Origin of the sequence: Campylobacter sp. FU_520 (genome assembly GCF_025772385.1) — a bacterium.
GTDB lineage: Bacteria > Campylobacterota > Campylobacteria > Campylobacterales > Campylobacteraceae > Campylobacter_D > Campylobacter_D lari_C.
Genome location: NZ_JAKMRZ010000025.1, coordinates 1 through 14,066, shown reverse-complemented (window position 1 = coordinate 14,066; position 14,066 = coordinate 1). Strand labels below are relative to the sequence as shown.

Below are 14,066 nucleotides of genomic sequence, written 5' to 3'. Positions count from 1 at the left end.
TTCTTCTATATTTTCTTCTATATTTTCTTCTATATTTTCTTCTATATTTTCTCCATGTAAATCATCTAGCAACGTCAAATCATCTTTTTTTTCATCTACTAATACATCTGTTGTTTCAGGTATATTGTCAACTTTTAATTCATCATCTAAATTTTCTTCAAAAAATTCTTCTTGCAAACTTAAATCATCTTCACTTAAACTCTCTTCATGCTCAGACAAGTCAATACCAGCTAAAAGTTCATTTCCATCCAAAGGTGTATCTTTATCAATTAAAATATCATCGTCAAAATTTAATTCATCTTCTTCTAAAGTATTATTTTTATCTTCATTTAAAGTTTTTTCACCACCCAAAAGCTCTATAAAGTCAGTTGGCAAAAAAGGTTTATATAAACATTCTACGCCTTCTACTTGCTCTTGATTTCTAGGTAATAAACAAATCAATCTATTACATTTGCTTTTTAAATCATCTAAATTAGCTTCAATATCATGATCTATGATAATAACATCATAAAATTCTCCAAGCTCCTCAGTATTTGTAATTTCTTCAAAATCATAACCTAATTTTTGAACACCTAAACTGATTAGCTTTGAAACAGCCGTATTAGAATTTATCAGCAAAACCTTCATCTGTCATCTCCCAAAATTAAAGAAATATCTTATTTTAAAACATTTTTAATTATTTATTGCTTATATATTAAAAAATAATAATTCCATATGCTCAAAACTTTTCATTGTTAAATTTTTAAAATACTGCATCATAATAAGCAAAATAGCAATAAGCACTGCAAAAGATAAGAATATCTTAATAGGATACCCCACCACTAAAAGATTAAATTGTGGCATAGTTTTCATAAGCATACCAAAAATCACATCTGATAATAAAGATATAGCCAAAACTGGAAAAGCCATAGAAAAACCAAGTACAAAAATATTTACCATGGCTTTATTTAAATAAAGCATTAAATTTTCATGTGGATAAAACCCACCTAAACTAATATATTCTAATGAATTAGATATAAAAAGCAAAACTAAATGATGTCCATCAAAGGCCAAAAATACAAGTAAAGCCAATAAATTTAAAACTTGTGAGATTACAGGTGTGTTTGTACCAGTTGTAGGATCCATAACACTAGCCATAGAAAATCCCATGGTAAAAGAAACCTGCTCACCTGCCATTTGCAAAATAGCAAAAGTCATTTGCAAAATCAACCCTGTCATCATACCAAAAAGCACTTCACTTAAAAGATATAAAATAAAAAAAGAATCAGGTGTATTGCCCTCAAGCTTTGCTAAGGGATATAAAAACATTGTTAAAAATAAAGCTAAGGTGGTTTTTACCACCAAAGGTATACTATTGTGAGAAAAAAAAGGGAAAAAAACTAATAACCCGCTCATTCTAGCAAACAAAAGCATGAAAATAATTACATTTTCATCGCCTAAATATTTAACAAATTCCATGATTGTTTAAGTGAAAAACCTTGTCACATTTTTTAGCAAGCTCTTGATCGTGCGTAACAAAAATCAAAGCTGCGTTATTTTTCTTGATATAATCAATCAAAATATCCATTACATTTAAAGCATTTTTAAAATCTAAATTTCCGGTAGCTTCATCAGCAAAAATAATCTTTGGCCTTTTACTTAAGACCCTAGCTATGCTTACTCTTTGCTGCTGTCCACCACTTAGCTTTGTGATTTTTTGATTCATTAAATCTGCAATATCAAGTTTTTTTAATAATTCATAATCAATATTCTGTCCGCTTAAAACACTCGCAAGTTCTATATTTTCAAAAGCCAAAAAACCTTTAAATAAATAATGCATTTGAAAAATAATTCCAAAATCTTTTCTACGAATTTCTAGCAAAGCATCATCATTTAAACCGTATAAGTCTTGATTATTATAAAAAACTTTTCCTGATTGAGGTTTTAATAAGGTAGATAAAATATGCAAAAGAGTGGATTTACCACATCCACTACTTCCGCATATTGCAATACAATCTTTTGCATTTACAGCAAAATTTAAATTTTCAAAAAGCGGAATATCAAAACTATGGCTTAAATTTTCCGCTTTTAAAAGTTCCATTTTTAACCAATTTGCGCAGCAACTTCAGCAGCAAAATCTTCGGTTTTCTTTTCTAGGCCTTCACCTACTTCAAAGCGAATAAATTCAACTATTTTGATAGTTCCGCCTAGCTCTTTTTCTTTATCAGCAATTACTTGCTCGATAGTTTTTTTATCATCCATTACATAAAACTGACCCATTAAAGTAAGTCTGCTGTCAAGTTGAGAATTATCCGCAATAAAACTATTTAACTTACCTGGGATAATATTAGGCCAAATTTTTTCTGGTTTTCCTTGTGCTTGAAGCTCAGCTTTAATAGCTTCCTCAGCTGCTTGAATTACCTCTTGAGTTAATTGTTTTCTACTTGCATATTTTGGAATTTTATGCTCTGGTTTATTAGGATCTTTTAGTCTTCTTCTTTCTTCGTTCTCTTTTTCTAACTCAGCAACTAAAGCTTTATATTCATTTTCTACAAAATCCATATCAAGTTCTTCATAAGATAGATAACTTGGTTTCATTGCAGCAATATGCATACAAATATGCTTTAAAAATTCTCCACACTTGCTAGCTGTAGCTTCACTATCACAAGCTGCAGCAATAACCACACCAACACGACCATTAGTATGAATATAGCCATTTACTATGCCATTAGCACCTGCTTTTAAAGTAGCAAATCTTCTAACAACTAAATTTTCACCAATAGTTGCAATTTGGCTTTTTAAGTACTCTTCAAATTTAACACCATTAATCTCGCTTGAATGTAATTCTTCAACATTTTGAAGACTTTTAGCTTGAATATGCGCTGTTGTATCTTTTGTTAAAGCGATAAATTGTTCATTTTTAGCAACAAAATCAGTTTCTGAATTAATTTCACTTACAGTTGCACATTTAAAATCATCACTTACTTTTACGCTTACTAAACCTTCAGCAGCTAAACGATCAGCTTTTTTATCAGCTTTTCCAAGTCCTTTTTCTCTTAAAAGTTGCACTGCTTTTTCAAAATCACCATCTGTGTCTTTTAGAGCATTTTTACAATCCATCATACCTGCGCCAGTACTTTCGCGCAGTTCTTTTACCATTTGTGCAGTGATTTCAGCCATTATTCTTTATCTCCTTCAAAATCTTCTTCACTCATAGCTTCTTCTAAAACTTCTTTTTTTTCTTCTTCAGAGATTGGTTGTTCTTCATTTGCTTCACCATCTTGCTCTCTTAATGCTTTACCTTCATTGATTGCTTCAGCCATTTCTTGGCAGAAAAGTTGAACCGAACGAATTGCATCATCATTTCCTGGAATTGGGAAATCAACTAAGTCAGGATCGCAGTTTGTATCTAGCGGAGCAACTACAGGGATTTTTAATCTATTAGCTTCTTGTACTGCAATTTTTTCTTTAACAGTATCAATAACAAAAATCATATCAGGTTGAGTTTTCATATATCTAATACCACCAAGATATGCTAACAACTTTTCTTTTTTTCTAGTAAGCATTAATGCTTCTTTTTTAGTTAAAAGTTTAATGCTTCCATCTTCTTCCATTTTTTCTATAACTTCTAATTTTCTAATAGATTGGCGGATAGTTCCAAAGTTAGTCATCATACCACCAAGCCATCTGTGATTTACATAAGGCATACCGCATTTTTCAGCATATTCTTTAATCGCTCCACCTGCTTGTTTTTTAGTACCAACAAATAAAATTGTTTTACCTTCTGCAGCAGCATCACGAACGATATTATATGTATATCTAAAGTATCTAAGTGTTTTTTGTAAATCAATTACATAAATACCTTTTCTTTCACCAAAAATAAATTTTTTCATTTTTGGATTCCATCTTCTTGTTTGGTGTCCAAAGTGCACACCGCACTCTAATAAATCTCTCATGCTTACCATGAAATTCTCCTTGAAATAAAATAATTAGGTTTATTCCTCCGCATTCTTTAACCCATAAGCAACCTAATAAGGAAATTAATGCGTGTGAAATGAAAAAATATTATATCAAATTTTATTTTATATTTAGCTTATTATTGAAGAAAAAGAACGCCACAAGGCGTTCTTTGAGTAAATTAGTGTAGTTTAGACCAAACTGATCTTTTCCAACCTATAGCAAAAATACTTAAGATAGCAAAGAATATCATAATATAAATTCCTGTTTGCTCTCTTTCTTCTTTTTTACTATCACCAACTTTTTCAAGATAATTAATAACTTGAGTTTGTGCTTTTTCATTTAAGCCAACTCTTGGCATAGCAGTACCGTGAATTTTCTTTTGAGGTTCGTTAATGAGAATTTCAAGATAATGCGCGCCTTTAGAACGAATCATCATAGATAAATCTGGAGGCGTCATACCAAGATAATTTTTTAAATCAGTCATATTTGAGCTTGAAACAAAGCCATCATATTTTACATCATGACATCTTCCGCAAGCATTTTCAAACGTATGTTTATTTTTAGCAAAATCAAATTCTTTTGCAATTAAAGCCGTTTTTGCTTGCTCTGAAAGCTCTTGATTTTTAGCATATTTTTCTTCTAAATCAGCTTTTAATTTTGCATCAAATTCTTTTTCATATTCACTAGCTGTATTTTTAAAGAATGCAATTAAGTCTGCTAAATCTTGATTATCTTGTGCTTCATCGCCACTTAAAGGATAAGCAGGCATTAAGAATGGATTTTCATCATTAAATTTATGTGAAATTTGCAAAGCTTTAACCGGATCAATGATAAGTGCGGTTAAAAATTTCTCATCATAAATAGCACCCGCATCACTTAAATCAGGAGGTGTTACACCTAAAGAAGAATCTGTGATAGTAGCAGGAATTCCAGCAGCTTTTACACCATGACATGCAATACAATTTCCTTCAAAAAGCTCTTTTCCTTTTTGTACATTACCTTTGCTAAAATCGATTTTTGCGATTTTTTCCCATAATTGCTTAGTAGCTTCTTCTTGGCTTTTAGCAAGCTCTAATGCTTTTTGAGCATTAGCTATAGCTTTTTCACTTCCTGAAGCGTTAGCATCCGTTGCTGCTTTTTCTTTTAAAGCAACTTCACCTTTGGTAAATTCTGCATCAGCTTTTGCAAAGTCAAAATTAACCGGAGTTGAAGGAGGATTCATCACTGAATGTGCATAAGGCTCAACCCCCCAATAAACTAAACCTGTGAAAAAGACAACTACAAAAAATATTTTTAATTCTCTCATTATTAGCCCCTTTTTCTTTCCATGATAGTAATAATTGGTAAGACCACTAACAATAATAGTAAAAATACCATAGAAGCATAAAATCCTATCCAAGCGTTAATTCCTGTTGGAGGAAGCTTTCCATAAACTGTTAGTACAATTAAATCTATCAATAATACCCAAAACCATACAAAAAACATTGGTCTTTCGTGTGCTGGTTTTACAACATCACTTCTATCAAGCCAAGGTAACAAGAAGAAAATAATTTGTGCTATACCAAATGCTGCAAGTCCTATATCAAAAGCCTTAATGCTTCCAACATCAAAGAAAAATCCTCTTAAAACTTCATAACTCCACAAGAAATACCACTCAGGATAAATATGAGGAGGTGTTTTTAAAGAATTTGCTGGGTCAAAATTGATTGGATCCATTGCAAAATTAAATTTAAAACATACCAAGTAAAAGAAGAAAATCATAAATAGTGCAATATACATAAAATCTTTAGCTAAAAATCCTGGCCAAAAAGGAATAACTTTAGAACCTTTTGTATCACCTGCTAAATATTTTTCAGCTTCTAAATCAAAATCAATTTCTTCTGAGATTTCATTATTTACATGAGGAATTCTTAAAGAATAAAAGTGGAATGCAATAATTGCCAAAATTACAATAGGCAATAAACATACATGTAGCATAAAAAATCTAGTTAAAGTTGGATCTGAAACTGCAAAATCTCCTCTTATCCAAATAACCAATGCATCACCTATAAAAGGAATTCCACCAAAAAGCTGAGTAATAACTTGAGCAGCCCAAAAGCTCATTTGTCCCCAAGGTAGCATATACCCACTAAATGCTTCTGCTGAAAATACAACAAATAAAAGCATACCACTAATCCAAATCATCTCGCGACCCTTTTTATAAGAGCCATAATAAATTCCTGTTAGCATGTGAATATATATGATTAAAAATACAACCGAAGCAGCCACACCGTGCATATGACGCCAAAGCCAACCATACTCTACTTCTTGCATGATAGTTTTATTTACGCTATCAAAAGCCAAAGCCACATCTGGCTTATAATACATTACCAAAAATAAACCTGAAATAAATAAAATAGCAAAAAGAGTGGTTAAAATAACACCCATTGCCCATAAGAAGTTAATTTGTTTTGGTATCCAATATTGAGCCATTAAAACATTAAAAAGCTTATTTACAGCTAGTCTTTGATCAAGCCAATCTACAATACCGTTTGCTTTTTTTATCTGTGCCATATTAAGCCTCCGCGATCATTTTTTTATATTCTGGACCTTCTTCGCCTAATACTAATTTTGTTCCATCAATTCTAAAAGGAGGAATGTCCAAAGGTCTTGGAGGAGGACCAAATACATTTTTACCACTGGTGTCAAATTCGCCACCATGGCATGCACACTTAAATAATTTTTCACTTGGAGCATAAGCTGGAATACAGCCTAAATGCGTACAAAGACCAATAACTACAGTATAAGCAACATCACCTACAACAACATCTCTATTGCTATCTTTTGCCATATCTGCATCTTTTTTTAAGATAAATATAGGCTTTTTACGCCATTCAATTGTTCTTAGCTCGCCCTCTTTCATACCAGAAAGATCTACAGTAGTAATACCTGCTGCTTTTACACTTGGGAGCGGATCCCATGTTTTTTTCATTGCAACTAATGAAAAAGCACCACCCACAGCAGCTACTGTTCCAAAGGCAAAGCCCATAAAGCTTCGTCTACTTTCAGATGTAGCCATTTTACTTCCTTTGTTTTGATTTGTATGTAAAGCATAGCAGTTTATCTAAAAAATGATAAATTTTTTCTTTGATACAAAAAGCCTTGTTTAAGATATAAAAGTATTTGTTTAAAAAAGATAGTATCTATTTTATTTAAGGCAATAGATACTATATAAATTAGTTTATTTTTTCATTTTGATATAAATATGTAAAATATCCAAAGCAGCAGGAGTAATACCGCTAATTTGCGAAGCAGCAAAAATAGTTGGTGGATTAAATTTTTGCAGTTTTTCCACCACTTCATTACTCAATCCACTCACACTTTTAAAGTCAAATTTTTCAGGAATTTTCAAATCATTTAAATTTTTCATTTTTTCAATTTGTGCTTTTTGCATTGCTATATAATGATAATACTTTGCTTCATTTAAAATTTCATTTAAAGAATACTCATCCATATTTTTAAACATTTCATCTAAAGCTTTTAATTTTTCTATATTAAAACTAGCTCTTGCAACAATTTTTTGCAAGCTCACTATTGAAGTGATCTTTTCTTCTTCAATACTTTGTAAAAATTCATTATTTTGCTTACTTGGTGTCCATGTAGTTTGAAGTAAAAACTCAAGTCCTTTGTCAACATTTTGTTTTATATTATCAATATATGCATAATCTTCTTGACTTAAAAGTTTAAAATTATATCCATATTCTCCAAGTCTTAAAATAGCATTTTCTTCTCTTAAGAGCAGTCTATACTCAGCTCTTGAAGTAAACATTCTATAAGGCTCTTTGGTGCCTTTCATCACTAAATCATCAATCAACACCCCTATATAAGCTTCATCACGCCTTAGCACAAAAGGTTCTTTTTCATCAATTGCTAAAACCGCATTTACTCCTGCCATAAAACCTTGCGCAGCAGCTTCCTCATAACCAGTAGTTCCATTAATTTGTCCAGCACAATATAAATTTTTAATCTTTTTAGTTTCTAAAGTATGCTTTAGCTCTGTTGGATCAATGTAATCATACTCTATAGCATAACCAAAACGCGTGATTTTAGCATTTTCAAAACCTTTTATACTTCTTAACATCGCAATTTGCACTTCATAAGGTAAAGAAGTAGAAAAACCGTTAATATAATACTCTGTCGCATCTTTAGTTTGTGGCTCTATAAATAAATGATGACTTTCTTTATCACCAAAACGATTAATTTTATCTTCTATAGAAGGACAATATCTTGGTCCTATACCTTCAATTTGCCCTGTAAAAAGCGGAGCACGATAAAAATTACTTTTTATAATCTCATGTGTTTTTAAATTTGTTCTTGCTATATAACATGGAAGTTGATTAGGCTTGAAATTTTTCGTTTTAAAACTAAAAGCTTTAGGGTTTTCATCTCCGGGTTGAATTTCTAAAACACTAAAATCAATACTTTTAGCGTCAACCCTTGGACAAGTTCCTGTTTTTAATCTTCCTACTTTTAAACCACTTTGTTTTAAGTAATCTCCCAAATTTACAGACGCAAGCTCACCTACCCTACCTGCTTGAAGCTTGGTTTCACCTATATGGATAAGTCCGTTTAAAAAAGTTCCTGTTGTAAGTATGATTTTTTTGGCAAAATATGTATTTTCTAAATTAGTTTTAACACCCTTAACTTCATCATTTTCTATAAGTAAAGACAAAGCTTGCTCTTGAGAAATTTCTAAATTTTCAAGTTTTAAAAGCTTATTTCTAGCACAAATTCTATAAGCGTCCATATCAATTTGCGCTCTACTTCCGCGCACTGCAACACCTTTGCTTTCATTTAAAATTCTAAATTGAATTCCAGCCTCATCAGTAATTTGTCCCATAAGTCCACCCATAGCATCAAGCTCTTTTACCAAATGTCCTTTTGCTAAACCGCCTATAGCGGGATTACAACTTGCAGCACCAATTTGCTCGATTAAAGTAGTTAAAAGTAAAGTTTTTTTACCCATTCTAGCGGCAGCAGCACTAGCCTCAACTCCAGCATGCCCGCCACCTATTACGATTATATCATACATATTTTGACCTCATTTTTATAAAAAGGCAAAAATTATATAATATTTTTTAAAATAAAATACTAAAAATACTTTTTGAAATTTAAAAGTTTTAGATAAAATCTCATAAAAATTAAAGGTATTGAATGTTTAATGGATTAATCCGCGAATTAGCCTTTGTCAAATCATATCAAAACAACACTTTAAGATTAAAAGCAAACTACAAACCAAAACTAGGTGATAGCATAGCAGTTAATGGTGCGTGTTTGAGCGTAACAAAACTTTTTGATGATGGTTTTAACCTTGAACTTTCTTATGAAACAAGAACTCACATAGCTATTGAAAATTTAAAAGATTATGTACATATTGAACCTGCACTAGCTTATGGCGATAGAATAGATGGACATTTAATGCAAGGACATATTGATGGTATAGGTGAAATTACTAATATTTCTAAAAAGGAAAATGGGGTTGATTTTTATATTAAATGTCCTGATGATATACAAATTTATATGGCAAATAAAGCAAGTGTAGCCATAGATGGGGTGAGCTTAACTATCAATGAAGTTTTAAAAGATGATATTCGTTTAACTATCATTCCCGTAACCTTTAATGAAACCTTGTTTAAAAATTACACCATAGGAAGACGCGTGAATATAGAAAGCGATCTTTTGGCAAGATATATACACAGACAATTAAATTATAAAAAAGAAATCTCATGGCAACAAATAGACAAAATTACATCACTTTATTAGAAAATGATTTTGCAAAAGCTTTTGTAGCTTTTGATCAAGATTATAATATTTTTAGAGCAAAATTTCATGATAATATTTTTCCTTGGGAAAATTCAATAAAAAAGTGTATATTTTTAAATCAAATTCATTCTAATATCATCACTCATTATAATAAAGATTTTCATTTTAACGCTGATGGGATAATTAGCAATGAAAAAAATATAGCTTTGTGTATTTTAAGTGCTGATTGCTTGCCTTTGCTTTTATATGATAATGAAAATAAAGCCGTAGCAGCTTTGCATTCAGGTAGAAAAGGTTGTTTTGAAAATATCTTAAAAGAAGCTGTTTTAAAAATGCAAAAAAGCTTTAACACTCAAACAAAGAATTTAAAACTCATCATTTCAGCAGGAATTTGTGCTAAAAATTATGAAATTAATGGCGAGATTTTAAATTATAGCAAAGAAAATTTTGCACCTTTTTTACATGAAAATAAGCTTGATTTAAAAGCATTAGTTAAATTTCAAGCAAAAGAATTAGGTATTAATGATATTTTTGATATCAATCTTTGCACATTTGATGATGAGAGATTTTTTTCTTATAGAAAAAACCAAACTCCAAAGCGCATTGCTAGCGTGATTTATTTAAAGGATTAAAATGTATGAAGTAAAAAATTTACTTGCTTTGAAACTTTTACAAAAGGCTAGAGAATTTGGCGATAACGACCTAAGCAACGAAGTTTTAATCACTCAAATGCTAAACCACACCCCACAAACTCTAAATCAAAACGATACAAAAAATTTAAATGAATTTATCACAACGCTTATAAATGCTAAAGAAAAGGCTAAAATGAGCAATAAATAATTTTAATTTTTCCAAGTTAAAATGAATTTTGTTCCTTTATTTAGTTCACTTTCTACTTTTATTTTTATATTATGCTCTTTACAAATTTTATCTACCAAAGAAAGCCCTATACCAAAACCACCTTGATTTTCATTAAATCTTGAATAACGTTCAAAAATATTAGCCAAATTTTCTTTTGCTATACCACAACCACTATCTGTTATTATAAGTTTTTGCTCTAAAAGTGTTATTTTAATATAACCATTTTTTATATTATATTTTATAGCGTTATTAACAAGATTATCAAACATTTTAAAAAACTGCTCTTTGTTAGCATAAATTTTTCCATCATTTTCCAAGCTAAGCTCTAAGTCGATATTTTTTTGCTCCAAAAATATCTTGAAATACTCCATTCTTTCTTTAATCAAATCTTTTAAAAATATCCAATCTTTTTTAGCTTCATAAGCTTGAGAAAAATTTAAAAAAGTTAAATCTGAATACAAATGACTCAAAGTCAAAGCCGCTATTTTTACACGCTTTAAAGCCTTAATTTCTTCAAAATTCTTTTTTCTTTCCAAACTCTCTACACTCATTAATATCGCACTAATTGGCGTATTAATCTCATGAGTAGTATCTTTTATAAAATTATTTAAAAATCTTATCCTCATTTCTAAAGGCTTGAGCGCAAATTTAAGGATTAAATACCCCATTATACTTACAAAAATCAAAGAAAAAACCATAGCCAAAGCTACTTTAAACCTTATAAATCCAAGCTCTTTAGAAATATCATCACCTTGTACTAAAACCCTCAAACGATTAACATCACCTAAAATTTCTAAAGCATTTTGACTTTGCGCGTTTGCAAGCAATAAATTATTTAAATTCACATCAGCTACATAAATTAGAGTGTTATTATTATAAATATTTGCATTATTAAGTTTAAAAAAAGTTGTTTGAGCGGGCAAATCTAGGTTAGAAAAATAAACTTTTGTTCTATCGAATATTGCAAATTTTATATTAGAAATTTGAGCAATTTTTCTAGCACCTTTTTCTATAGGCTCAAAACGTAATTTTTCCATTTGTAAAATTACAAAACGGTGTTCTTGTCTTAATTTTATGCTATGCTCAGTTACTAATTCTTCTATTAACTTTGCATACCATACACCAAAAAGCACTATAAGAACACTTCCTATACTTACTAAATACAAAGAAAGAATTTGCCATGCAACGCGCTTGGCTTCATACATAACAATACCCTCTTCCTCTTTGGTTGACAATGCTATCTTTACCTAAAATTTTTCGTAAATTTTTTACATAAGCCCTTAAACTAAGTTCGCTTGGCTCTTGATCATACTCCCAAATTTCTTCAAAAATACAAGCAGTATCTATAAATTTACCTTTGTTTTTTAAAAGTAAAGATAAAAGCTTTAATTCTTTTAAAGGCAGGGTTAAAGGCTTGTCATCTTGGTATAAAGTTTGCGAAACAAAAGCAAATTTAAAACCATTTCCTAAGTCTTCATAATCTTCATTTTTATGAGCAAAAGAACGCTTTAAAATAGCATTAATTCTTATTTTTAACTCCTGCAATTCAAAAGGCTTTTTAATATAATCATCACAACCGCTTTCAAATCCCTTTTGCAAATCCATAGTAGTATTTAATGAAGTCATAAAAATAGCCGGTGTGTATTTACCTGCCTCTCTTAAATTTTTAAGCACACTAAAACCATCACCTTGTGGAACTTTTACATCTAAAATCCATAAATCAAAATTTTTCTCATAAGCTTTATCTTGTGCATCTTGAGCATTATCTACTAAAGTAACTACAAAACCTTCTTCTTCTAAAAATTCACTAACAATTTCCCCTAAATTAATATCATCTTCTAACAAAAGAATTTGTGTGGCCATTTTTAACCTTTTTATTATATTTTACTTAAAACATTATATTTTTTTTGTGTAAATTAAATGTGAATTTAGCGGAGTTAAAGCCAAATATTTATAAAATATTAACCGTTTTATATTTTGTACTTAGGATTTGTTATGCTACCTGAATGGGATCAAAAATACAGTATTAATAATGCAAAAATTGATGCCCAGCACCAAAAACTCTTCGAGCTTGCTACTAGAGTTGAAGAAATTTCAGATAGATCGATTTATCAAGTAGAACTTAAAAAGATAGTTGCTGATTTTTTTCACTATATTAAAATTCATTTTCAAGATGAGGAAAACTATATGGCTGAGATTAATTATCCTTATTTAAACCAACACAAACTTATGCATAAACAAATCACACAATCTATGGTAAAACTCATACAAAGCATAAAAAGCACCAATGACCTAAAAGAAAAATTATACATAGTGGTTAATTCATGGCTTATAGAACACATCATTCAGCATGATATGATGATAGAACATTGGAGACAAAGCACACAAGCAAAGAATTCTTCAGATACCTTCGAAAAAGAAAAACCAAAACCAAAAAAATTTTTATATCAATGTCAATGTGAAGGAAAAACCCACAAAGTCCCTTATGATATTCATTTAAAAATACAATATTCTAAAGCACAATTTAAATGTAAAAAATGCTCTACTAATTTAATTTTATGTAAAGAAAAAAACTGAAATTTAATAAAAATTAATCATAATTTAAAATATTGTAAATTATAATACATCAAGAACTCTCCCACAAACCAAACAAGGGGTTTTAGTATGTTACCAAAATGGTGCGACAAATATAGTATTCACAATGAAGAAATCGACAAGCAGCACCAAAAACTTTTTGAACTTGCTGCCAATGTTGAGATGATTTCGGATAAACCTATTCATAAAGGACAGATTAAATTTTTACTTGCGGATTTTTTCAATTATATGAAAGAACATTTTGCCGAAGAAGAAAAATATATGGCGAAAATAGGCTATCCTGAACTTGCTAATCATCAAAAAATTCACAAAAGCATTATTCAATCCATGATAGATTTGATTCAAAATTTAAAAAGTACTAATGATTTAAAAGAAAAACTCAATATTATTGCGTCTAAATGGCTTTTAGAGCATATTTTAAGAGAAGATATGAAAATAGAAAAATGGCATCAAGCGCAACTTAGCAAAAAAGACAAAAATACAAACTTAGGTGAATTGCAAGAATTTTATGAATACATTTGTTCTTGTGCAGATAAAATTCACAAAGTTCCTTATGAAATTCACCAAAAAATACAAACAACTAACACAAATTATAAATGTAAAACTTGCCAAGAAGCAATAAGACCAAAATAAAGGCTATACAATGAATAAAAGATATACTCTAACTCTTTCAGAAGAACTTTACGAACGCTTAAATCAAACTGCGAAATTTTCTAAAAAGAAAAAAGCTGAAATTTTACGCAACGCTTTAGAAAATTATCTTGATGAGATGGAAGATTTTGCTCCAGCTATAGAAGCTTTAGAAGATCTAAAAGATGGAGATAGTAAAAAGCTAGATAGTATTATCAAAAAATTAAAATGCTAACTCC

16 protein-coding genes and 1 pseudogene are annotated in these 14,066 nt (G+C 30.1%); 6 read left to right on the top strand and 11 right to left on the bottom strand.

All coding sequences use genetic code 11. From position 1 onward, the window contains the following. The 9 genes and pseudogenes from L8W55_RS07465 to mnmG all read right to left on the bottom strand — a co-directional run. A pseudogene (locus L8W55_RS07465) lies at nt 1–627 on the bottom strand (hypothetical protein); the annotation flags it as partial. 60 nt (nt 628–687) lie between these two features. After that, nucleotides 688–1,458, bottom strand: a complete 771-nt coding sequence (gene fliR / locus L8W55_RS07460; protein ID WP_263678065.1) for a flagellar biosynthetic protein FliR — start codon at nt 1,456–1,458, stop codon at nt 688–690. Next, nucleotides 1,445–2,080 carry an ABC transporter ATP-binding protein gene (locus tag L8W55_RS07455; protein WP_263678063.1) on the bottom strand — a complete coding sequence of 212 codons (636 nt, stop codon included), beginning with the start codon at nt 2,078–2,080 and terminating at the stop codon, nt 1,445–1,447. The genes fliR and L8W55_RS07455 overlap by 14 nt, the downstream gene beginning before the upstream one ends. Before the next feature lie 2 nt (nt 2,081–2,082). Then, entirely contained in the window at nt 2,083–3,159 is a 1,077-nt protein-coding gene (gene tsf, locus L8W55_RS07450) for a translation elongation factor Ts (protein WP_039626638.1), read from the bottom strand. Then, on the bottom strand, nt 3,159–3,944 hold the full coding sequence (rpsB, locus tag L8W55_RS07445; RefSeq protein ID WP_012661799.1) for a 30S ribosomal protein S2: 786 nt from the start codon (nt 3,942–3,944) through the stop codon (nt 3,159–3,161). Before rpsB ends, tsf begins: the two co-directional genes overlap by 1 nt. A gap of 173 nt (nt 3,945–4,117) precedes the next feature. Beyond that, nucleotides 4,118–5,245 carry a c-type cytochrome gene (locus tag L8W55_RS07440; protein ID WP_263678062.1) on the bottom strand — a complete coding sequence of 376 codons (1,128 nt, stop codon included), beginning with the start codon at nt 5,243–5,245 and terminating at the stop codon, nt 4,118–4,120. Between the two features lie 2 nt (nt 5,246–5,247). Further along, a complete protein-coding gene (locus L8W55_RS07435; protein ID WP_039618771.1) occupies nt 5,248–6,492 on the bottom strand; it encodes a ubiquinol cytochrome c oxidoreductase, cytochrome b subunit in 1,245 nt (414 codons plus the stop codon). A 1-nt stretch (nt 6,493) separates the two neighbouring features. After that, nucleotides 6,494–6,997, bottom strand: coding sequence for a ubiquinol cytochrome c oxidoreductase, 2Fe-2S subunit (locus L8W55_RS07430; protein ID WP_039618773.1), 504 nt, complete (start codon nt 6,995–6,997; stop codon nt 6,494–6,496). Nucleotides 6,998–7,159: 162 nt separating this feature from the next. Then, nucleotides 7,160–9,010 carry a tRNA uridine-5-carboxymethylaminomethyl(34) synthesis enzyme MnmG gene (gene mnmG / locus L8W55_RS07425; protein WP_263678061.1) on the bottom strand — a complete coding sequence of 617 codons (1,851 nt, stop codon included), beginning with the start codon at nt 9,008–9,010 and terminating at the stop codon, nt 7,160–7,162. 122 nt (nt 9,011–9,132) lie between these two features. On the opposite strand from mnmG, the gene ribE reads away from it, so the two are divergent. The 3 genes from ribE to L8W55_RS07410 are packed head-to-tail and all read left to right on the top strand — an operon-like array spanning nt 9,133 to nt 10,581. Beyond that, nucleotides 9,133–9,741 (top strand): riboflavin synthase, encoded by a 609-nt coding sequence (gene ribE / locus L8W55_RS07420; RefSeq protein WP_263678060.1) that lies wholly within the window; start codon nt 9,133–9,135, stop codon nt 9,739–9,741. Beyond that, a complete protein-coding gene (gene pgeF / locus L8W55_RS07415; protein WP_263678059.1) occupies nt 9,705–10,373 on the top strand; it encodes a peptidoglycan editing factor PgeF in 669 nt (222 codons plus the stop codon). Before ribE ends, pgeF begins: the two co-directional genes overlap by 37 nt. Before the next feature lies 1 nt (nt 10,374). After that, nucleotides 10,375–10,581, top strand: coding sequence for a hypothetical protein (locus L8W55_RS07410; RefSeq protein WP_214135366.1), 207 nt, complete (start codon nt 10,375–10,377; stop codon nt 10,579–10,581). Nucleotides 10,582–10,583: 2 nt separating this feature from the next. Here the strand turns inward: L8W55_RS07410 and L8W55_RS07405 are convergent, their stop codons facing one another. Both L8W55_RS07405 and L8W55_RS07400 read right to left on the bottom strand, forming a co-directional pair. After that, nucleotides 10,584–11,837, bottom strand: coding sequence for a sensor histidine kinase (locus L8W55_RS07405; protein WP_263678058.1), 1,254 nt, complete (start codon nt 11,835–11,837; stop codon nt 10,584–10,586). After that, on the bottom strand, nt 11,800–12,465 hold the full coding sequence (locus tag L8W55_RS07400; RefSeq protein ID WP_047208461.1) for a response regulator transcription factor: 666 nt from the start codon (nt 12,463–12,465) through the stop codon (nt 11,800–11,802). Before L8W55_RS07400 ends, L8W55_RS07405 begins: the two co-directional genes overlap by 38 nt. 132 nt (nt 12,466–12,597) lie before the next feature. On the opposite strand from L8W55_RS07400, the gene L8W55_RS07395 reads away from it, so the two are divergent. The 3 genes from L8W55_RS07395 to L8W55_RS07385 all read left to right on the top strand — a co-directional run bounded on the left by L8W55_RS07395 (nt 12,598) and on the right by L8W55_RS07385 (nt 14,062). Beyond that, complete coding sequence (locus L8W55_RS07395) at nt 12,598–13,179, top strand: bacteriohemerythrin (RefSeq protein WP_263678057.1); 582 nt, start codon at nt 12,598–12,600, stop codon at nt 13,177–13,179. 87 nt (nt 13,180–13,266) lie between these two features. Continuing rightward, nucleotides 13,267–13,830 carry a bacteriohemerythrin gene (locus tag L8W55_RS07390; RefSeq protein WP_263678055.1) on the top strand — a complete coding sequence of 188 codons (564 nt, stop codon included), beginning with the start codon at nt 13,267–13,269 and terminating at the stop codon, nt 13,828–13,830. A gap of 10 nt (nt 13,831–13,840) precedes the next feature. Next, entirely contained in the window at nt 13,841–14,062 is a 222-nt protein-coding gene (locus L8W55_RS07385; RefSeq protein WP_263678054.1) for a ribbon-helix-helix protein, CopG family, read from the top strand. Nucleotides 14,063–14,066: the final 4 nt, after the last annotated feature.